At 62.4% G+C, this 19253-nt stretch carries 19 protein-coding genes; 17 read left to right on the top strand and 2 right to left on the bottom strand.

Annotated elements, in window-relative coordinates; translation table 11 throughout:
• Positions 1 to 8 precede the first annotated feature (8 nt).
• The 8 genes from mshC (at position 9) to B097_RS0107720 (ending at position 8108) form a co-directional block, all read left to right on the top strand.
• Positions 9 to 1214, top strand: coding sequence for a cysteine--1-D-myo-inosityl 2-amino-2-deoxy-alpha-D-glucopyranoside ligase (mshC, locus tag B097_RS0107755; RefSeq protein WP_018581965.1), 1206 nt, complete (start codon positions 9 to 11; stop codon positions 1212 to 1214).
• Between the two features lie 24 nt (positions 1215 to 1238).
• Positions 1239 to 1616 (top strand): hypothetical protein, encoded by a 378-nt coding sequence (locus B097_RS0107750; protein ID WP_018581964.1) that lies wholly within the window; start codon positions 1239 to 1241, stop codon positions 1614 to 1616.
• A gap of 1 nt (position 1617) precedes the next feature.
• Positions 1618 to 2304, top strand: coding sequence for an HAD family hydrolase (locus B097_RS0107745; protein ID WP_018581963.1), 687 nt, complete (start codon positions 1618 to 1620; stop codon positions 2302 to 2304).
• A 10-nt stretch (positions 2305 to 2314) separates the two neighbouring features.
• Positions 2315 to 2578 carry a phosphoribosyl-ATP diphosphatase gene (locus tag B097_RS0107740; RefSeq protein ID WP_018581962.1) on the top strand — a complete coding sequence of 88 codons (264 nt, stop codon included), beginning with the start codon at positions 2315 to 2317 and terminating at the stop codon, positions 2576 to 2578.
• 15 nt (positions 2579 to 2593) lie between these two features.
• Positions 2594 to 3439, top strand: a complete 846-nt coding sequence (gene hisG / locus B097_RS0107735) for an ATP phosphoribosyltransferase (protein WP_018581961.1) — start codon at positions 2594 to 2596, stop codon at positions 3437 to 3439.
• 82 nt (positions 3440 to 3521) lie between these two features.
• A complete protein-coding gene (gene aspA / locus B097_RS0107730; RefSeq protein ID WP_018581960.1) occupies positions 3522 to 4946 on the top strand; it encodes an aspartate ammonia-lyase in 1425 nt (474 codons plus the stop codon).
• Between the two features lie 191 nt (positions 4947 to 5137).
• Positions 5138 to 6448, top strand: coding sequence for an anaerobic C4-dicarboxylate transporter (locus tag B097_RS0107725; protein WP_018581959.1), 1311 nt, complete (start codon positions 5138 to 5140; stop codon positions 6446 to 6448).
• Positions 6449 to 6452: 4 nt separating this feature from the next.
• Positions 6453 to 8108 carry a formate--tetrahydrofolate ligase gene (locus tag B097_RS0107720; protein ID WP_018581958.1) on the top strand — a complete coding sequence of 552 codons (1656 nt, stop codon included), beginning with the start codon at positions 6453 to 6455 and terminating at the stop codon, positions 8106 to 8108.
• On the opposite strand, the gene B097_RS0107715 is transcribed toward B097_RS0107720, so the two are convergent.
• Both B097_RS0107715 and B097_RS0107710 read right to left on the bottom strand, forming a co-directional pair.
• Positions 8092 to 9291 (bottom strand): HNH endonuclease signature motif containing protein, encoded by a 1200-nt coding sequence (locus B097_RS0107715; RefSeq protein ID WP_018581957.1) that lies wholly within the window; start codon positions 9289 to 9291, stop codon positions 8092 to 8094. The genes B097_RS0107720 and B097_RS0107715 overlap by 17 nt on opposite strands.
• A gap of 132 nt (positions 9292 to 9423) precedes the next feature.
• The gene (locus B097_RS0107710) at positions 9424 to 10245 is read right to left on the bottom strand and encodes a RecB family exonuclease (protein ID WP_237559391.1); all 822 of its coding nucleotides are present in this window, start codon (positions 10243 to 10245) and stop codon (positions 9424 to 9426) included.
• Positions 10246 to 10272: 27 nt separating this feature from the next.
• On the opposite strand from B097_RS0107710, the gene B097_RS0107705 reads away from it, so the two are divergent.
• From B097_RS0107705 to tatA, 9 genes are read left to right on the top strand one after another with little or no spacing between them, the layout of a single operon-like run.
• On the top strand, positions 10273 to 11490 hold the full coding sequence (locus tag B097_RS0107705; protein ID WP_018581955.1) for a M18 family aminopeptidase: 1218 nt from the start codon (positions 10273 to 10275) through the stop codon (positions 11488 to 11490).
• 33 nt (positions 11491 to 11523) lie between these two features.
• Positions 11524 to 12357 carry a tRNA (adenine-N1)-methyltransferase gene (locus tag B097_RS0107700; RefSeq protein ID WP_018581954.1) on the top strand — a complete coding sequence of 278 codons (834 nt, stop codon included), beginning with the start codon at positions 11524 to 11526 and terminating at the stop codon, positions 12355 to 12357.
• A 22-nt stretch (positions 12358 to 12379) separates the two neighbouring features.
• Entirely contained in the window at positions 12380 to 13891 is a 1512-nt protein-coding gene (gene arc, locus B097_RS0107695; protein WP_018581953.1) for a proteasome ATPase, read from the top strand.
• A gap of 20 nt (positions 13892 to 13911) precedes the next feature.
• Positions 13912 to 15432, top strand: coding sequence for a depupylase/deamidase Dop (gene dop, locus B097_RS0107690; RefSeq protein ID WP_018581952.1), 1521 nt, complete (start codon positions 13912 to 13914; stop codon positions 15430 to 15432).
• A 20-nt stretch (positions 15433 to 15452) separates the two neighbouring features.
• A complete protein-coding gene (locus B097_RS0107685) occupies positions 15453 to 15638 on the top strand; it encodes a ubiquitin-like protein Pup (protein ID WP_018581951.1) in 186 nt (61 codons plus the stop codon).
• 30 nt (positions 15639 to 15668) lie between these two features.
• Positions 15669 to 17036: a Pup--protein ligase gene (gene pafA, locus B097_RS0107680; protein WP_081618035.1), complete on the top strand. Its 1368-nt coding sequence runs from the start codon at positions 15669 to 15671 to the stop codon at positions 17034 to 17036.
• Between the two features lie 6 nt (positions 17037 to 17042).
• The gene (locus B097_RS0107675) at positions 17043 to 17957 is read left to right on the top strand and encodes a helix-turn-helix transcriptional regulator (RefSeq protein ID WP_018581949.1); all 915 of its coding nucleotides are present in this window, start codon (positions 17043 to 17045) and stop codon (positions 17955 to 17957) included.
• Entirely contained in the window at positions 17947 to 18900 is a 954-nt protein-coding gene (locus B097_RS0107670; RefSeq protein ID WP_018581948.1) for a helix-turn-helix transcriptional regulator, read from the top strand. The genes B097_RS0107675 and B097_RS0107670 overlap by 11 nt, the downstream gene beginning before the upstream one ends.
• Before the next feature lie 54 nt (positions 18901 to 18954).
• Positions 18955 to 19212, top strand: a complete 258-nt coding sequence (gene tatA / locus B097_RS0107665) for a Sec-independent protein translocase subunit TatA (RefSeq protein WP_018581947.1) — start codon at positions 18955 to 18957, stop codon at positions 19210 to 19212.
• Positions 19213 to 19253 lie beyond the last annotated feature (41 nt).

The following is a 19253-nucleotide window of genomic DNA, read 5'->3' as shown; positions in this document are numbered from 1 at the left end:
TGGGGGCCATGCAGACTTGGCCAGAACCCTCAGTACCCCACGTAGCAGGTACTCCCGCTCCTTTACACCTTTTCGACACCGCTGACCAGGTAGTTAAACCGGTCGACGTGTCGGATGACCCGGTGGGTATGTACGTCTGCGGTATCACGCCGTATGACTCCACCCACTTGGGCCACGCCGCGACTTATCTCACCTTCGACTTGGTGTATCGCATCCTGCTGGCTAACGGGCACAAGGTCCATTACGTCCAGAACATCACCGATGTCGACGACCCCCTGTTCGAGCGTGCAGAGCGCGACGGCGTGGACTGGCGCGAGCTGGGCCGCGGGCAGATCGATCTTTTCCGCTCCGATATGGACGTCCTCGACGTGCTGCCGCCACAGCATTACGTCTCCGTTACCGAATCAGTCGACGAAGTCATCGAGCTGGTCCAAGAACTGCTGAACAAGGGCGCGGCCTATCAGATCGACAAGGGCGATATCTACGCCTCGATCGACGCCACCCCGCAGTTCGGTTATGAATCCAACTACACCCGCGAGGAAATGAATGAAGCCTTCGCTGAACGCGGAGGAGACCCTGAGCGTGAAGGCAAGCGCCATCCCCTCGACGCCTTGGTGTGGAAGGGCGAGCGCGAAGGGGAACCATCCTGGGACTCCCCATTCGGCCCTGGCCGCCCCGGCTGGCACGTGGAGTGTTCCGCGATCGCCACCAATCGGTTGGGCAACCAGTTCGCCATTCAGGGTGGCGGCAGCGATTTGGCCTTCCCGCACCACGAGTTTTCCGCCGCGCACGCCGAGGCTGCCAAGGGAATCGACCGCATGGCCGGTCACTACGTGCACTCCGGCATGATCGGACTGGACGGGGTGAAGATGAGCAAGTCCCTAGGCAACCTCGTCTTCGTACACAAGCTCACCGAAGCAGGCCACGAGGCCGCGGCGATCCGCTTGGCCGTGTTCAACGGGCATTACCGTTCTGACCGTGACTTCTCGGGCGAAATCTTGGCCGCAGCAGAAGAGCGCCTGGCTACGTGGCGGAAGAACTTCGCCCAGGAATCCAGCAAGGAAGAGGCAGAGGCGATCGTCGATAAGCTTCGTCAAGCTCTGTCCGATGACCTGGATACTCCGCGTGCGTTGAGCATTGTCGACGAAGCGCGCGGCGACCACGAGGGCATGATCGCCAATGCGGTGCATGGTTTGCTCGGCGTGCGCGTTTAGTGGTTTTCGGTGAGAATAGAGCTCATGACGATCCGTGAACAGTTCCAAGCTGATGTCGACGAGTTCATCGCCGACCTGCACACCTTCGCTACCGGCTCCTACCTCCGCGAGGAGGACAAGGAGTTCTGGGACGAACCATTTGACCCGGCGGTGCTGCCGGATCTGAAAAAATTGATCGAAATGTTCCTCGACGCACTGGAGACCCTGGAGGATCCGAGTGCTACCGAGCTGCTCGCCGTGGTGGAGGCCTTCCACACCAACTTGCATGAGTTCAACGCCAAACATCACGGCGCGGTGCTGGAGCCGGAGGAGAAAGAGGACCTCTCCGAGCTGATCTTCAATGCTTCAGCTGCGACGGGTGCCGACGAGGAAGCGCTGAGCGAGCTTCCGGAGCTGGAGTAGCATGACAACTCCCGCACGTTTCCCGTTCCGCGCGATCTTCTGGGACATGGACGGCACGCTGATCGATACGGAGCCGCTGTGGGGCATCGCTACCTACGAACTCTCCGAGCGCCTCGGCCGCCGCCTCAGCACCGCCAAGCGGGAAGAGACGATCGGCGGCAGCTTCGCCAACACGCTGCAAGTCTGCGCGGACTGGGCCGGGGTCACGCTTGTCGACGGCGACCTCGAACGCGACCGCGCCTGGATGTACCAGCGCATGGGCCAGTTACTGTCCGGCGATATCGAACCGCTTCCCGGTATCGCAGTTCTGCTTCGTTCGCTTTACGACGAGGGCGTGGTCCAATTCGTCACCACAAACACGGAGCGCGAACTGGCCGACTACTGCATCGACGCCATTGGCCGTGAACTGTTCACCGACACGATTACCGGCGACGAAGTGCCCCATGGCAAACCTGCCCCAGACATGTACCTTGAGGCGGCCCGGCGGGTGGGCGCTAACCCTGCGGAGTGCTTGGTTTTTGAGGACTCTTGGGCGGGGATGTCGGCTGCTGCGGCGGCGGGGTGCCGGGTGCTTGGTCTTCCTGGGGAAGATCGGCCTGTCCCTGACGGGGTAGTGCGCTTCGACGCGGCCAATTTTGTCAGGGCTGGAGCCGAGGATGTGATCACATGGTGGGAGTCCATCGACTAGAGTTAACGGCGTGAAAAATTTCGATACCCTTTTTGCTGAACTTACACAGAAATCGCAGGAACGCCCCGAAGGCTCCGGCACCGTCGACGCGCTGGACAAGGGAGTACATTTCATCGGCAAGAAGATCATCGAAGAAGCCGGCGAAGTGTGGATCGCTTCTGAGTACCAGTCCGACGAGGAGCTGGCCGAGGAAATGAGCCAGCTCATCTACTGGACACAAGTGATGATGGTCTCCCGCGGCCTCAGCCCCGACGACATCTACAAGTACCTTTAGTAAGGAGCCCGCTTCATGATTAAGATCGCCGTGCCCAACAAGGGCTCTCTCTCAGAGGCCGCCACCGAGATCCTTGCCGAAGCCGGCTACAAATCGCGCGGCTACACCAAGGCGCTAAACGTTTTCGACGAAGAAAACCAGGTAGAATTCTTTTACCTGCGCCCCACGGATATCGCCATTTATGTTGCCGGAGGCCACCTTGACCTCGGCATTACCGGCCGCGACCTAGCCCTCGACTCACGCGCAGAGGTCGACGAGGTCATGGAGCTCGGCTTCGGTGGCTCCACGTTCCGCTTCGCAGCACCCGCAGGGGAGGAATGGTCGCTGGAGAAGCTGAACGGCAAGCGCATCGCCACCTCCTACCCGCACCTGGTGGAAGATTACCTCGCTAAGCGTGGCATGTCTGCCGAAGTGATCCGCCTCGACGGTGCCGTGGAGATCTCCATCAAGCTAGGTGTCGCTGATGCGATTGCTGACGTTGTCTCCACCGGTGCCACATTGCGGCAGCAGGGGCTCGCCCCTTTCTCCGAGCCGATCGTGACTAGCGAGGCGGTCGTCGTAAAGCGCGCTGATGCCGAAACCACCAAAGAAATGCAGGTGGTGCTCGCGCGCATCAGGGGTATCCTAGCGGCGCGCACGTACCTGATGATCGACTACAACATCGCGCGCGACAATTTGGCGGCGGCATCGGCGATTACGCCGGGACTGTCGGGGCCGACGGTTTCGCCGCTCTCGCGCGAGGGGTGGGTCGCAGTGCGCGCCATGGTGCCGAAGAAAAACGCCAACGCTGTGATGGACGAACTCGCGGCGGTTGGTGGCGAGGCGATCCTGGCCTCCGAACTGCGTATCGCGCGGCTTTAAAATATTCCTCAACGATTTTTCTGGTGAAGATCACGCCCTAGGAAGTAAGGTGTGATGAAACCAATGAAAGGAACCTGCAATCGTGTCAACACGGACAGAAGAAGACCTCCTAGGTACCGTCGAGGTGCCCAACGAGTACTACTACGGCGTGCACACCATGCGCGCCGTGGACAACTTCCAGATCTCACGCACCCACATCAATGACTTCCCGCACTTCGTACGTGGCATGGTGCAGGTGAAGAAGGCCGCCGCCATCGCGAACCGCCGGCTCCACGCCCTGCCGAAGGACATCGCGGAAGCGATCGTGTGGGCCTGCGACCAGATTCTCGACGAGGGGCGCTGCATGGATCAGTTCCCGATCGACGCATTCCAGGGCGGCGCAGGTACCTCCCTGAACATGAACACCAACGAGGTCGTGGCCAACCTAGCGCTGGAGAAGCTGGGTAAGCCGAAGGGTTCCTACGACGTGATCAACCCGAACGATCACGTCAACCTGGCACAGTCCACCAACGACGCATACCCAACCGGCCTGCGCCTCGGCCTGTACTACGCGATGCAGGAACTCATCGACCAGCTGGACCAGCTGCAGAGCTCCTTCCGCGACAAGGGCGACGAGTTCGTCGACATCTTGAAGATGGGCCGCACCCAGCTGCAGGACGCCGTGCCGATGACGCTCGGTTCCGAGTTCAAGGCCTTCGGCGCGAACCTGGCGGAGGAGCAGAAAACTCTAAAGGAAGCTGCGGAGGACCTGCTGGAGGTCAACCTGGGCGCGACGGCGATCGGCACCGGCGTGAACACCCCGTCCGGCTACCGCGACAAGGTCATCGAGGCCCTGCGCGAGGTCACAGGCCTGAACATCAGCTCCTCCCCGGACCTGATCGAGGCGACCAGCGACACCGGCGGCTACGTCTCCGCCCATGCCGCCATCAAGCGTGCCGCGATGAAGGTCTCGAAGGCCTGCAATGACCTGCGACTACTATCCTCCGGCCCGCGCGCCGGCCTGAACGAGATCAACCTGCCAGAACGCCAAGCCGGTTCGTCGATTATGCCGGCCAAGGTCAACCCGGTCATCCCAGAGGTTGTCAACCAGATCTGCTTCAAGGTCTTCGGCAACGACGTCACGGTGTCCTGGGCCGCGGAGGCAGGCCAGCTGCAGCTCAACGTGATGGAGCCGGTCATCGCGGAGTCCCTGTTCGAGTCCATTTCCATCCTCGGCAACGGCGCGAAGACCCTGCGCGAGAAGTGCGTCGACGGCATTACCGCCAACGAGGACGTGTGCCAGGGCTACGTGGACAACTCGATCGGCATCATCACCTACCTCAACCCCTTCATCGGCCACCACAACGGCGACCTGATCGGCAAGGAGGCCGCAGCGACCGGTCGTGGCGTGCGCGAGCTCGTGCTGGAGAAGGAACTTCTCGACGAAGAGACCCTGGACAAGGTGCTGTCCAAGTCGAATCTGATGCACCCAGAGTACCGGGGCAAGGTTTACCTCGACGAAGAATAAGCACGCTTAACGACGATTCCCGCCGCCTCCGGATGTGCCCAGTTGCCTCCGGCTCGGCGGGTTTTTCGTCGTTAAGCGTAGATCTGGGGGTGTGGGTGCTTTAGATCACGCCCGACTGAGTTGTTTCGGACATCGTGCTTCCATGATACTTGTAGGTAGGTACTATCTCTTTGTTTTGGAAAGTGGATCTCATGCTTTTCCTCATCCACCTGATTATTTTGTTTGGCGCGATCATTCTGGGCGCGCGTTTGGGGTCAATCGCGATCGGTTTCGCCGGCGGCCTTGGCGTGCTCCTTCTGGGTGCAACGGGCATGACGGTGTCCGCGGAGGATATTCCGTTCGACGTGATCGGCATCATCATGTGTGTCATCGCCGCGATCTCCGCGATGCAGCGCGCCGGCGGCATGGACTACCTGGTGCACCTGGCGGAGCGTTTCCTGCGCCGCAACCCGAAGCGCATCACGCTCTACGCGCCGATCGTGACGTGGCTGATGACGGTCTTCGCCGGTACCGGCCACACCGCGTTCTCGACGCTGCCGGTCATCGTCGAAGTTTCCAAAGAAGGCCACGTGCGCCCCTCGCGCCCGCTGTCGGTGGCGGTGATCGCCTCCCAGATGGCCATTGTCGCCTCGCCGATTTCAGCCGCCGTCGTGTTCATGGCGGACCTTTTGGAGCCCTACGGAGTGGGCTACCTCCAGCTGGTCGGCATCATGATGCTATCCACCTTCCTCGCGATTTTCCCCACCGCATTCGTTGCCAACCGGCTGGGCAAGGAGCTTGACGACGACCCCGTGTACCAGGACCGTGTGGCCCGAGGGCTCGTCGGCAAGCCGCAGGCGGCTGGTGACTACGTTGCACCGAAGGGCGCTAAGGCCTCGGTGGGGGTGTTCCTCGTCGCGATCATCGCGGTGATGCTGTACGCCACCGCCATCTCCGAGCAAGTGGGCCTGATCGCCGACCCAACGCTGCCGCGCAACGAAGCCATCATGACGATCATGCTGGCAGCCGCCACCGTCATCCTGTTGATCACCAAGGTTCCGGCCGCAGACATCCTGACCACCCAGGTATTCCGCTCCGGCATGTCGGCGTCGGTGTGCGTGCTGGGCGTGGCGTGGCTGGGCACCACCTTCATCAACCACTACCTCGACGACATCCAGGTGCTCGCCGGTGACGTGCTCAGCGCCCAGCCGTGGCTGCTGGCCGTGGTCCTCTTCTTCGCCGCGGCACTGCTGTACTCCCAGGCTGCCACCGCGAAGGCCCTGATGCCCGCCGCGCTGGCGATTGGCGTGTCCCCGCTGACCGCCGTGGCAGCCTTCCCCGCAGTCTCGGCTCTATTCGTGCTGCCGACGTACCCGACGCTGCTGGCCGCCGTGGAGATGGACGACACAGGCTCCACCCGCATCGGCAAGTTCGTCTTCAACCACCCGTTCCTTGTCCCCGGTGTTTTGTGCATCGCGATCGCCGTGTTGCTGGGTTATCTGTTCGGCGCCGTAATACTCTAGGAGCATGCTCTCAGACGTATCTATCGCTCAAGCCCACACGCTCCGGCCGATCACCGAGATCGCCGAGAAGGCGGGCATTTCCGACGACGCCCTTGTCCCATATGGCAAGCACATGGCCAAGGTGGACTTGGCTCACGTTCAAAAATCCTCGAACCCCGGAAAGATCGTCCTGGTCACCGGGGTCTCACCCACACCGGCGGGGGAGGGCAAATCCACCGTCCTGATCGGGCTTACCGACGCCCTGGCCTCCCTGGGCCACAAGGCGATGGTGGCCTTGCGTGAGCCATCGCTGGGTCCCGTCTTCGGCATCAAGGGTGGTGCGGCCGGCGGCGGCTACTCCCAGGTGGTGCCGATGGAGAATATCAACCTGCACTTCACCGGCGATTTCCACGCGATTACCGCCGCCAATAACACCCTCGCGGCGCTGGTGGACAACCACATTCACCAGGGCAATGAGCTGCGCATCGATCCGCGCCGCATCACGTGGCGCCGCTGCCTCGATGTCAACGATCGTTCGCTGCGTGAGGTCGTTACCGGTCTGGGTGGCCCCAAGCAGGGTACGCCGACGGAGACCGGTTTCACCATCACCGCCGCCTCCGAGATCATGGCGGTGCTGGGTCTTGCCACCGACCTGCAGGACCTCAAGGCGCGCCTGGCCCGCCTGACTGTCGGCCTGACCTATGACGGCGCGCCGGTGACCGCAGGCGACTTGGGTGCCGAGGGCGCGTTGACCGTCTTGCTGAAGGACGCGATCAACCCGAACTTGGTCCAGACTTTGGGTGGCACCCCGGCCTTCATCCACGGCGGCCCGTTCGCCAATATTGCCCACGGGTGCAACACGCTGATCGCGACGACGACGGCGCAGCAGTACGCCGACATCGTGTGCACCGAGGCCGGTTTCGGCTCGGACCTTGGCGCGGAGAAGTTCTTCGACATCAAGGCCCGCTACGGTGAGCTGGATATTGCGGGCGCGGTGATCGTGACGACGATCCGCTCCATGAAGTACAACGGCGGTGTAGCCCGAGAGGACCTGACCGACGAGAACCTCGACGCTTTAAAACGAGGCATCTGCAACCTAGAGCGTCACGTGGACAACGTGCGCAAGTTCGGCGTGAAGCCGGTGGTGGCTGTGAACCTCTTTACCTCTGATACCGATGCGGAACGCGAGTTCATGCGCGACTGGGCGGCAGAGTTTGGCGTGGATGTCGCTGAGACCTCAGCCTGGGCCGATGGCGGAGACGGAGCCATCGACTTGGCCGAGAAGGTGGTCGCGAACCTGTCCAGCGGGTCGCGCCAACTTTACGATCCCTCCGACGGCATCGAGGCCTCCATCGAAACCATCGCCCGCGAAATCTATCACGCGGACAAGGTGGAGTACTCAGTCAACGCCGCCCGAGACCTGCAGGTGCTCAAGAACAACGGCTGGGACACCCTTCCTGTGTGTATCTCGAAGACCCAGTACTCCTTCTCGGACGATCCAAAGCAGCTGGGCGCACCCGAGGGCCACACGTTGCACGTGCGCAAGCTGCAGCCACGTACTGGTGCGGGTTTCGTCGTAGCGCTCACCGGCGATGTCATGACGATGCCGGGCCTGGGCAAGACGCCTGCCGCTTACAGCATCGACATCGACGACGACGGGGAGATCACGGGCCTGTCCTAAACCCCGTCTCGAACAGGGTGCGGATCGGGTTGCGCTGCGCTACTGGGTGTTCGTTGCGTACGAGGCGCCCGCCCGGCAGAATCCGGTGTACCTCTCCCGCGACGTTGCGGTATTGCTCCGCAGCGCCCGCTTTGCCGTTGTGGTAGCCGCACAGCTTCGACAAGTTGGACATGACCGTCAGCCCACCGCGCGAATAGGGCACGTTGTGGTTGACTTCGCAGCGGTGGGCGGGCACGGTGCACTCCTCGCCACCGCACACGATCTGCGAAGCTTCGAGCAGCGCGCGTTGCTTTCGGGTGGGGGTGCGCCGCAGCGCTACCTCGATGGCTTCGGGCGGTGGAGGTTCGGCCCCGGACTTTTTGCACGCCTCCAGCAGCCGCTCGAGCGCTTCTCGCGTGGTGATGGGTTCGTTGCCTTCGGTCAGGTGCCCCGTCGATAAGCTGATGGGCCCGTCGACGTTGGTCAGGCCGACGAATTCGGCGATCGGGCCAAGTTTCATCGCCATCGCCTCGTGCCCGGTGATGGTGGCGCCCAGGCTGGTGGTCAGGATCGCATCGTCGCCTTCGCCATTGAGCAAAGCCAGACCCACATCGAGCGGGATCAAAATTTTCGCGCCATAGATCGCCTCGCCGCCCCCGGTGCTCATCACAGCGACGGCGGCCTCGTCGACAGGCACGTCGTTCTGCTCCGCATAGTCGCGGATCCGGGCGTCAATCTCGCTGATTTCGGCCTGAGTGCCGCGCAGGCTCATGGTGGCATCGTTGGTGTCGGCGTGCTTGGTCACGCGGTAGTCGCGGGTGCCAGCCTCCTTGCCGGGCTTGCTCAACGCCGCGAGCTGCTCCCGAGCAAACACCCGGAAATCCTTCGTGTGCCCGGAGAACTCGGCGAGCCGGCGGCGCAGCGGCCACTTGTCGGCGTTGTTGTGCGCCCGGGCAACGTAGTTTTCGATGTGGCGCAGCCGGTCCATGCCGTGGCCATTGCGCACCGCGGCCTCCCGAGCCAGGCGCTGCTGCTTCCTTGACCCGGTGGTGCCGTAGTAGACGTCGACGAGCTTGTAGTAGCCACGCACGGTGTCTGCCTCGGCACCGCGGGCGAGGAGGTTGTCGGCGGGCACGTCGGCAAGCTGGCCCAGCAGCGTCATGGCTGCGGTGCCCATCTGTACCAGCGCGTCGATCAGGTTCATGGCCCCAACGCTAAAACGCTGCCCCCAACGCCGCCGGACACAAGCCGCAAATGTCCGAAATCTGTGGAAAACAACATTGTTATCCACAGATTTTCGGTGGCGCAGATCACAACGGTTGCGGGCGCCGGCTACTTAGCTAGGATCTGTAGGTTTATCGGCCACGCTGCCTGGCCAGCCTGGGTACTCGGGCGGCACCCCTCCGAAGGCGGGGCATAATTCTTGGAAATTGCACCATCCGCACAGCTTGGAGGTCTTGGGGCGGAAATTTCCCTGCTGGCCGTCGGCTTCGATTTTGGCCCACAGCTCGCCTAGGTCGCGTTCGAAGTATTCGAGTTCCTCGCGCGAGGGGCTGAGGAACATCGAATCGATGACCTTCAGGTACATCAGCCGCAGTTGGGTGGGGATTTCGTCGTAAAGCCTCCAGTAGACCAGCGCGTAGAAGCGCATCTGGAATTGCGCGGACGCCGAGTAGCGCGGCAGGGGCTTTTTGCCGGTTTTATAGTCGACGACGCGTACTTCGCCGGTGGGTGCTACGTCGACGCGGTCGATGAATCCGCGCACGGGCACCCCGTTGGGCAAGACGGTGTTCACGTACATTTCCTGCGATGAGGAATCGAAACCTTGGGGGTTTTCCATTTCGAAGTAGCCGCGCACAAGACTGCGGACTTCGACGAAATAGGCGGTTTCGTCGTCGACAAGCGTTGCGTATTCAGGGTGCTTATCGACGAGGGCCTCCCAATTCGGCTTGATGCGCTTGACGGCGGCGGGGTAGGTGCGTTGTTCGCGAGGCCACGAGTGGAGGTCCTCCAACACGGCGTGCACGTGGGTGCCGCGGACTTGCGCGAGGGTGGGTTCCTCGGGCAGTTTGTCGATGGCGCGGAACCGGTAGAGCAGCGGGCACTGCTGGTAGTCGGAGGCGCGGGAGGGGGACAGGGCGAGTGGTCGTGGTGTCATGATGGTCTCCATCATAGAGTGTGAGGTATGAGCCAGATTCGCGACCTTATCGATTTCATCGCCGCTTCCCCCTCCGCCTTCCACGCCGCGCGCGAGGTGGCAGACCGCCTCACAGCCGCCGGATTCACCGAGCACGGCCCCGGCGCGCTGGGAACGCAGCCGGGCGGGCATGTGCTTGTCGACGGCGGTGCGGTGATCGCCTATTGGATCCCGGAGGACCCGAACCCGGCGTTTCGGATCATCGGCTCGCATACGGATTCGCCGGGGTTCATGCTGAAGCCCACGCCGGATTTCCACGCGCATGGTTTCCATCAGTTGGCGGTGGAGGTCTACGGTGGGCCGATTCTTGCGTCGTGGTTCGACCGGGAGCTCACCTTCGCGGGGCGCATCGTGCTTGACGACGGCACCTCCCGCCTCGTCAACACCGGTCCCGTCGCCCGCATCCCGCACTTGGCGATCCACCTGGAGCGTTCCAATGAGTTGAAGCCGGACCAGCAGGCGCACATGCAGCCGATCATGGGGGCGGGGCACGCGGAGTCGATCATGGATGTGGTGGCTGAGGCGGCGGGCGTCGATAAGCACTCGATCCTTGCGCATGAGCTGATTAGCGCCGAGGCGCAGGAGGGCGCGGTGTTCAACGACATGCTGGCCGCCGGCCGTCTGGACAACCTGAGCAGCGTGCATGCGTCCGTCACGGCGTTGCTGGACGCCACCGCGGACGCGAAGGACATCCTGGTCCTGGCCGCGTTTAATCATGAGGAGGTGGGTTCGCAGTCCACGACGGGTGCCGGGGGACCGCTGCTTGAACGGTGCTTAACGACGATCGCCCGCGCCTTCGGGGATCCGTTCACCATGTTCGCGGCGTCCACCATGGTGTCTGCCGATGCCGCCCACTCGGTGCACCCCAACTATGCCGCCAAGCACGACCCGACCCACCGCCCGCTGCTCAACGAGGGGCCGGTGTTGAAGATCAACGCAAAGCAGCACTATGCCTCGGACGCGGTGACGGAGGCGCTGTGGATTAACGCCTGCCGCGCGGCCGATGTGCCGGTGCAGACGTTCGTGGGGAATAATTCGGTGCCGTGCGGGTCGACGATCGGGCCGATCGCGGCGACGCGACTGGGTATCCCAACGGTGGATGTGGGCGTGCCACTGTTGTCGATGCACTCGGCACGGGAGCTGGCCGGTACCCAGGACCAACTATGGTTTGCGCGGGCTCTTACGGCATACTTGACCGGTAACTAATCGGTACATTTTCCCGTTTCAAGGAGGCCGCCGTTGTATTCTGGACCTTTCCAGGCAGGCGACAAAGTGCAGTTGACTGACGCGAAGCGTCGCCATTTCACCATCGAGTTGGTGCCGGGGGCCGAGTACCACACCCATAAGGGTGCGATTCTCCACGATGACATCATCGGTTCCGACGAAGGCTCCGTGGTCAAGTCCACCATGGGCAGCGACTATCTCTGCTTCCGCCACCTGCTGGTGGACCACGTGCTATCGATGCCGCGCGGCGCCGCTGTCATCTACCCGAAAGATGCCGCCCAGATCCTCGTCGAGGGCGATATCTTCATGGGTGCGCGCGTGCTCGAGGCCGGCGCGGGCTCCGGTGCGCTGTCGATGAGCCTGCTGCGCGCCGTGGGCCCTGAGGGCCACGTGTTTTCCTATGAGATCCGCGACGATCACCTGCAGTTCGCCAAGGACAACGTCGCGGAGTACTTCGGTGAGGCACCGCAGTGGTGGTCGCCGCGCCTGGGCGACTTCGGCGAAGTCACCCCTGAGGACCTTGGCGGACCGGTCGACCGCGTCATCCTGGACATGGTGGAGCCCTGGCACTTCGTCGAGACGGTGAAGAATATCCTCATCCCCGGCGGGGTGTTCATGACCTATGTGGCCACGGTGCCGCAGCTGATGAACATCATGGAAGGCATCCGTGAGGCCAAGTGCTTCACCGAGCCGCGCGCGTGGGAGACGTTGTTGCGCGAGTGGAAGGTCGACGGCCTGGCTACCCGCCCGGAGCACCGGATGAATGCGCACACCGCCTTTTTGGTGTGGACGCGTCGGCTTGCCGACGGTGTCACGCCACCTCGTCCGCAGCGCAAGGCTCGTCGATAAGCGCACGCTGTAAGCTAGGGCCATGGCCAACGAGGAGATCGTTAACGAGAACAAGGAGCTGAAGCGCACCAACCAGACGCTAAGTTCCCGCAACGCGAAGTTGGCGCAGCTGCTGCGTCAGTCGCGCGATCAGTTGCAGGATTTGCACGCGCAGGTCGAGGCGCTCGGCGAGCCGGCGTCGACCTACGGCATTTTTCTGGCCGCTGCGCACCGCGGCCAGGAGGCTGAGGTGTTTACGTCCGGCCGGCAGATGCGCGTGAAGGTCTCGCCGAATCTGGAGCCTGGCACGCTCGAGCCCGGTCACCTTGTGCGCCTGGGTGAGGGCTTGGTGGTCGTCGAATCGTGCGGCTTTCCGACGAGCGGCTCGCTTGCCACGCTGATCGAAAAGGTGGGCACCCGGCGCGCCATTGTCGCTGATCAGCTGGGCAATGAGTCCTTGGTGCACCTGACTATTCCGCTGCGGACGAAGGCGCGGGCGGGCGATACGGTGCTGATCGACGTGAAGGCTGGCTTTGCGGTGGAGCGCGTGGAGAAGACGGAGGTTTCGCAGCTGAGCCTCGAGCAGATTCCGGATGTGTCTTATGACGATATCGGCGGGTTGGGCGCGCAGATTGAGACGATTAAGGATTCTGTCGAGCTGCCTTTCGCCCACCCTGACCTGTACAAACAGTACGATCTGCTGCCGCCGAAGGGCTTGCTGCTCTATGGGCCTCCGGGATGTGGCAAGACGTTGATCGCGAAGGCGGTGGCGAATTCTTTGTCGCAGCGCATCGGCGATGGTGGCCGCGCTTATTTCCTCAATGTGAAGGGTCCGGAGCTGCTGAATAAGTTTGTCGGCGAGACGGAGCGTCGCATTCGGCTGATTTTTGAGCGCGCACGGGAGCTCGCCGACGAGGGCCGCCCGGTGATCATCTTCTTTGATGAGATGGAGTCGATTTTCCGCACCCGTGGCTCGGGCGTGTCTTCGGATATGGAGACGACGGTGGTCCCGCAGCTTCTCACCGAGATTGATGGCGTGGAGGGGCTGGCGAACGTGATCGTGATCGGCGCGACGAACCGTGAGGAGCTGATCGATCCGGCGATCCTGCGGCCGGGGCGCCTAGACATTAAGGTGCGCATCGACCGGCCGGACCGGGCGGGCGCCGCAGATATTTTCTCGCGCCACCTAAGCGAAGAGATTCCTCTGGCGCAGCCGGTGGAGGAGTTGATCGATTCCGCGGTGGCGGCCCTGTTTGCGCCGCGTCCTTATGTGCGTTTGGAGCTTATTGACGGCACCTCTGAGGTGCTGAACTACTCGGACTTTGTGTCAGGCGCGATGATCGCCAATATTGTGGACCGGGCGAAGAAACTGGCGATCAAGGACCATATCGCTGGCGTGTCGTCGTCAGGTTTGAGTGCCGATCACCTGCGCAAAGCGGTCACGGCAGAACAGAATGAGAGTGAAGACCTGCCGAATACCGCGAGCCCGGATGAGTGGTCGCGGATTTCTGGCCGCCAGGGCAAGCGTGTCGTGTCGGCTGAAGTGGCGCCCTAGGCGCGATGAGAAAGGAAAACATGGCCCGTTTTATGGGGACCGAAACTGAGTACGGCATCTCTACGCCCGAGCAGCCGGACTTGAGCCCGATCGTGAGTTCCACCCACGCGGTGGTGGCCTACGCGGCGATGAAAACTGGTGCGCGCGCCCGGTGGGATTATGAAGATGAGCACCCCCTCGCGGACGCCCGCGGCTTTGACCTGCGGCGTTACCGCACGGTGCCGGTGGTGGACTGGGATGCGATCGGCGTGGCCAACGTTGTACCCACCAATGGTGCGCGCTTCTACGTGGATCATGCCCACCCGGAGTATGCCTCCCCGGAGGTGGATAACGCTTTCGACGCCATGGTCTATGACGCCGCCGGCGATATCATTCTGAATGAGGCAGCCCAGACCGTCGCCGATCTGTCCGCCCAGGGAACCAGCGTGGTGAAGAACCATGATCCGTGCCCGCCGCTAAAGCTTTATAAGAACAACGTGGACGGCAAGGGCGCGTCCTATGGTTCACACGAGAACTACCAGTACCTCCGCGCCACGGACTTCGATGTGTTGACCAAGGCGATCATCCCGTTTTTCGTCTCCCGCCAGGTCGTCGTTGGCGCGGGCCGTGTGGGGATCGGCGAGGCGGGGGAGCGCGATGGGTTCCAGATTTCGCAGCGCGCGGACTATTTCGTGCAGGAGGTCTCACTGGAGACCACGCTGAACCGCGGCATCGTCAACACGCGCGATGAACCCCACGCGGATGCTGCCCACTTCCGCCGTTTCCACACGATTATCGGCGATGCGAACATGAGCCAGTTCTCCAACGTGCTCAAGTTGGGCACGACGAAGCTGGTCATCGATGCAATCGAGAACGGCATGGACTTCAGCGATCTTGCACTCAAGGATCCCGTGGCCGAGCTCAAGGCAATTTCGCATGACCCCAGCTGCACGCACAAGATGTCGCTTGTCGACGATCGCCAGCTCACCGCCATCCAACTCCAGCGCGAGTACCTCACCCGCGTGACAGCCGAGGACGAGCACGACCAGCGCGTCATCGCACTGTGGTCCGAGATATTGGACGATCTGGAGCGCGACCCGCTGTCCACCGCCGACCGCCTTGATTGGACCGCCAAATACGCCCTGATCAAGGGCTATGTCGATCGGGGAGTGGCGTGGAGCGACCCGAAGCTGAAGCTGGTGGATATCCAGTATTCGGACATCGACCCCGCCAAAAGCCTCTACCACGCGTTGGTGCGGGCGGGACGCATGCGCACGCTTGTCGACGAGGACACCATCCGCCGGGCTGCTGAGCATCCTCCGAAGAATTCTCGCGCCTTTTTGCGCGGTGCGGTCGCGGCGAAGTTCCCCGAACAGGTCGTCGCCTCAAGCTGGCAGACGATCGTCGTTAAGCACGAGCACGGTGTTGCCAAGATCAACATCGACGCCGTGGACGGCTTTACCGAAGAGGAGGTCGGCGCACTCGTCGATGCAGCCGCCTCCACCGATGACCTGCTGGGCGCCCTGCGCGACGCGGGTCACGACATCGTAGACGTACACTAGAAAAGAAAAAGGAGACTTTCATGGCACAGCAACAAGTTCACGGCACCGGCGGCGCCGGCGAGGACGAAAACATCGGCGAGGAAGCCGCGGGCAGCGTCCAGATCAACACCACGGGCACCGATGATCTGCTCGATGAAATCGACGGCCTGCTGGAGACGAACGCCGAGGAGTTCGTGCGCTCGTTTGTGCAGAAGGGCGGCCAGTAGGCCGTGGGTGAGGTATTTGCGCGGCGCATCATGGGCGTCGAGACCGAATTCGGCGTGACCGCCACCCGCGATGGGCGGCCGGTACTCGGCCCCGAGGAGGTAGCCCGCTACCTGTTTCGGCCGGTGGTTGCGAAATACCAGTCATCGAATATCTTTACCCCATCGGCCGCGCGCCTCTACCTGGATGTGGGCAGCCACCCGGAGTACGCCACCGCCGAGTGCGATAGCCTCACCCAACTGCTCAACCACGACAAGGCCGGGGAGCGGATCTACCACGAGCTGGCGCTTCAGGCGGAGCAGGCGCTTGCCGACGATCACATCGGCGGCACCGTCTACTTGTTCAAAAACAACGTGGACTCCGCCGGTAACTCTTATGGCGCACACGAAAACTACCTGATCAGCCGGGAAATGGTGCTGAAGTCCCTGGGCAAGCAGCTGCTTCCCTTCATGATTACCCGCCAACTGATCTGCGGCGCCGGCCTGATCAAGGATGGCCGTTTCGTGCTTTCGCAGCGGGCGGACCAGGTGTGGGAGGGCGTATCTTCGGCCACCACGCGGACCCGTCCCATCATCAATACCCGCGATGAGCCGCATGGGGATTCACACCGCTTCCGCCGCATGCACGTGATCGCCGGCGATTCCAACATGGCGGAGCCCACCTTCGCTCTCAAGGTCGGGTCCACGCTGCTGGTCATCGAGATGCTTGAGGCCGGCTTTGACCTGCCCGATTTCGAGTTGGAGAACGCGATCAAGCACGTGCGCGACATCGCCGACGATGCGACAGGCTCCACGGTACTGAAGCTGAAGGATGGCTCCACCGTTACCGCGCTAGAGGTGCAGCAGGCGATTTATTCGTCGGCACGCGCCTGGCTCGAGGTCCGTCCCGACGAAGGCACCCCGAACGAGGAAATGGCGCGTGTGGTCGATCTGTGGGGCAGGGTCCTGCGCGCGATCGAGACGCAGGACTTCAGCCAGGTTAATACCGAGATCGACTGGGTGATCAAACGCACGCTGCTGGACGCCTACCGCGACAAGCTGGGCGTGGGCTACGACCACCCCAAACTGCGCCAGATCGACCTGACCTACCACGACATTCACCCCGAGCGCAGCCTGTTCTACCTCCTGCAGCGCAAAGGGCGCGTACTGCGTTGGACGACGGACGAGGCCATCGCGCACGCCGCCGAACACGCCCCAGACACCACCCGCGCCGCCCTGCGCGAAAAGTTCCTACGCACCGCACAGGAGCTCGGCGCACCAATCTCTGTGGACTGGGTCCACATGAAAGTGGACCGGCCGGAACCGCGCACGGTGGACCTGCTGGACCCGTTCGCTAACGAAGACCCGCGTGTCGACGAACTGATCGCCTACATGGACGCCCACCACGAAAAGAAAGGCTAGGCACCCGTGACAGCTGATGACGATGCCGTCGCACGCCTGACCAACCTCACCTTCGGCCTGCTGGGCGCAGAAACACCGCGCACGCATGACTGGGTGCGCGCCAACGTCGCCGGCTACGAAGACCGCACCGACCAAGCTTTCCAGCGGCTGATTCAGCGCGACGTGGCCAGCATCCGCCGCGCCGGGGTGCCCGCACGCAGCGAGAACGGGCTGGTGTGGGTGGATAAAGACTCCTACGAGCTGCCACCCATCGAGTTCACCGATGCCGAGGCCACCGTGCTGGGCCTTGCCGGCGACCTCGGCCAAGCCGGCAGTTTGGGTGCCTTCGCCCGCTCGGGGTGGACGAAGCTGGCCGCCTCCGGGGCGACCCGCTCTTTCGACGATGCCCCTTTGGCCTCTATGGATAATGACGTGCTGCGTTTGTCGGCCGATTTGGTCAAAGCTGTCACCGCGTGCATCCGGACGCATACCCGCATGAGTTTTGACTATCGGCCCAGTCCCACCGCCGAGGTGCAGCGCCGCGTGATGGACCCGTGGGGGATCGTCGCGCTGCACAATAAGGCCTATATCGCCGGCTGGGACATAGAACGCGGCGCCCCGCGCAGCTTCCGCGCCATCCGCGTGAGCAACGTGCGCAAGGTGCGTTCCGACGAATTCATCACCACCGACCGTGATCTCCAAGAGGTCGTCGAGGAGTCCCTTCGCGGTCCCACGACCACCGCTACGCTGCTTATCGACGAGCCCGCCCCCGAGCTGACAGACAAGGCCACCGGCGATGGCGAGCACTGGGTGCTGCGTGATGTTGAACGGGATTGGTTGGTGCGCACCGTTGCTAGTTATGCCGACCAGGTGGTCGTCGTCAAGCCTGATGATGTGCGCGCAGATGTCTTAGCGCTGTTGGAGGCTGCACATGAAGGATAGTCCCGAAAAGATCACTGATCTGGTCCGATCGCTGAACCTCGTGCCGTATCTGCGGCAGCATCCTGAGGCGACGGTGATGGAGATTGCTCGCGACCTCAACCTCAGCCCGCAGCACGTCATGGATGCGCTCAACCGCCTGCACGTTTCGGGCGTGGGCAAGGGGCCCGGCGAGATGATCGACCTCGTCGCGGACTGGAGGCGGGTCACCCTCATCGACGACCAAGGCCTCGACAAGCCTCTGCGCTTGACTCCCACGGAGGCCAACGCGCTGCTGCTCACCCTGGAGACACTTGAGACGATCCCTGGGCTTGTCGATCAGGACGCTGTGACCTCTGCCGCCGCAAAAATCCGCGCTGCCGTCAAGGCACCAGGCGTGACCGACACCATCGCCGACACTGATCCGGGACCTGCCACCGTCATCAGTCAGGCACTTGCCGACGAACGCCAGCTAGAACTCGACTACTACTCAACGTCATCGAACTCCACCCGCACCAGGCAGGTCAGCCCCGAAAAGCTTTTCCACCGCGACGGGTACACCTACCTGAATGCCTGGGAGGATGGCGAGCAGAAGTCGTTCCGTTTAGATCGGGTGCGCCGCGCATCGCTTCTCGACGAACCCTCCGCCGCTAAAGGGAGCCGTTTCGACGCGGAGGATCCTTTCGGTTTCACCGATAAGCAGGTCGCCGAGTTGCTGATCGCGCCCGATGCCACGTGGCTGATCGACTACTGGGACATCGAACTCGGGGAGCGGAGCCGCACGCCGGATGATGGTGGGTGGTGGACCGCCACAATGCCGTTTGGCTCACCAGAGTGGCTTGTTCGGTTCGCACTCAGCCAAGCTGACCGTGTGAAGGTGGTTTCCCCTCAGGATGTGGCGGAGGAGATTGCTCGGCGAGCGGATTCGGCACGCAAGCGCTATGATCAACCGGACAGCATTGAGTAACTGCTAAGTTGGTAACTCATAGGGCATAGCTCAATTTTTGAAAGGTCTAATACCATGCCGAACCTTGGTTGGATGGAAATCATTCTCATCCTCGTCGTCATTCTCCTGCTCTTCGGTGCAAAGAAGCTGCCGGATCTGGCGCGTTCCGTGGGGCGTTCCGCACGCATCTTCAAGTCCGAGGTCAAGGAACTTCAGAATGAGAACGAGCAACCTCAGCAGGGCCAGATAACCCAGGCTCAGCAGGAGCAGGACTTCTGGGACCGTCCAGAAAATCAGCCACAGCAGCAGCAACAGAACACGCAGAACCAGTAGTCAGGATCCGTGGCTGAGAAGAAGTTCCGCAGCAAGAAGAA

It is taken from the genome of Corynebacterium pilosum DSM 20521 = CIP 103422 (assembly GCF_000373805.1).
Taxonomy (GTDB): domain Bacteria; phylum Actinomycetota; class Actinomycetes; order Mycobacteriales; family Mycobacteriaceae; genus Corynebacterium; species Corynebacterium pilosum.
The sequence above is the reverse complement of the archived record's forward strand: the minus strand, read 5'-3'. Positions and strand labels throughout refer to the sequence as shown.

What these genes read in the sequence shown, in the direction of transcription:
- B097_RS0107720 (WP_018581958.1), top strand. Translation starts at nt 6,453, where the DNA reads ATGCTCTCAGACGTATCTATCGCTCAAGCCCACACGCTCCGGCCGATC.
- B097_RS0107685 (WP_018581951.1), top strand. Translation starts at nt 15,453, where the DNA reads ATGGCACAGCAACAAGTTCACGGCACCGGCGGCGCCGGCGAGGACGAA.
- B097_RS0107715 (WP_018581957.1), bottom strand. Translation starts at nt 9,291, where the DNA reads ATGAACCTGATCGACGCGCTGGTACAGATGGGCACCGCAGCCATGACG.
- mshC (WP_018581965.1), top strand. Translation starts at nt 9, where the DNA reads ATGCAGACTTGGCCAGAACCCTCAGTACCCCACGTAGCAGGTACTCCC.
- hisG (WP_018581961.1), top strand. Translation starts at nt 2,594, where the DNA reads ATGATTAAGATCGCCGTGCCCAACAAGGGCTCTCTCTCAGAGGCCGCC.
- B097_RS0107670 (WP_018581948.1), top strand. Translation starts at nt 17,947, where the DNA reads ATGAAGGATAGTCCCGAAAAGATCACTGATCTGGTCCGATCGCTGAAC.
- tatA (WP_018581947.1), top strand. Translation starts at nt 18,955, where the DNA reads ATGCCGAACCTTGGTTGGATGGAAATCATTCTCATCCTCGTCGTCATT.
- B097_RS0107745 (WP_018581963.1), top strand. Translation starts at nt 1,618, where the DNA reads ATGACAACTCCCGCACGTTTCCCGTTCCGCGCGATCTTCTGGGACATG.
- B097_RS0107705 (WP_018581955.1), top strand. Translation starts at nt 10,273, where the DNA reads ATGAGCCAGATTCGCGACCTTATCGATTTCATCGCCGCTTCCCCCTCC.
- B097_RS0107750 (WP_018581964.1), top strand. Translation starts at nt 1,239, where the DNA reads ATGACGATCCGTGAACAGTTCCAAGCTGATGTCGACGAGTTCATCGCC.
- arc (WP_018581953.1), top strand. Translation starts at nt 12,380, where the DNA reads ATGGCCAACGAGGAGATCGTTAACGAGAACAAGGAGCTGAAGCGCACC.
- B097_RS0107710 (WP_237559391.1), bottom strand. Translation starts at nt 10,245, where the DNA reads ATGACACCACGACCACTCGCCCTGTCCCCCTCCCGCGCCTCCGACTAC.
- dop (WP_018581952.1), top strand. Translation starts at nt 13,912, where the DNA reads ATGGCCCGTTTTATGGGGACCGAAACTGAGTACGGCATCTCTACGCCC.
- pafA (WP_081618035.1), top strand. Translation starts at nt 15,669, where the DNA reads ATGGGCGTCGAGACCGAATTCGGCGTGACCGCCACCCGCGATGGGCGG.
- B097_RS0107725 (WP_018581959.1), top strand. Translation starts at nt 5,138, where the DNA reads ATGCTTTTCCTCATCCACCTGATTATTTTGTTTGGCGCGATCATTCTG.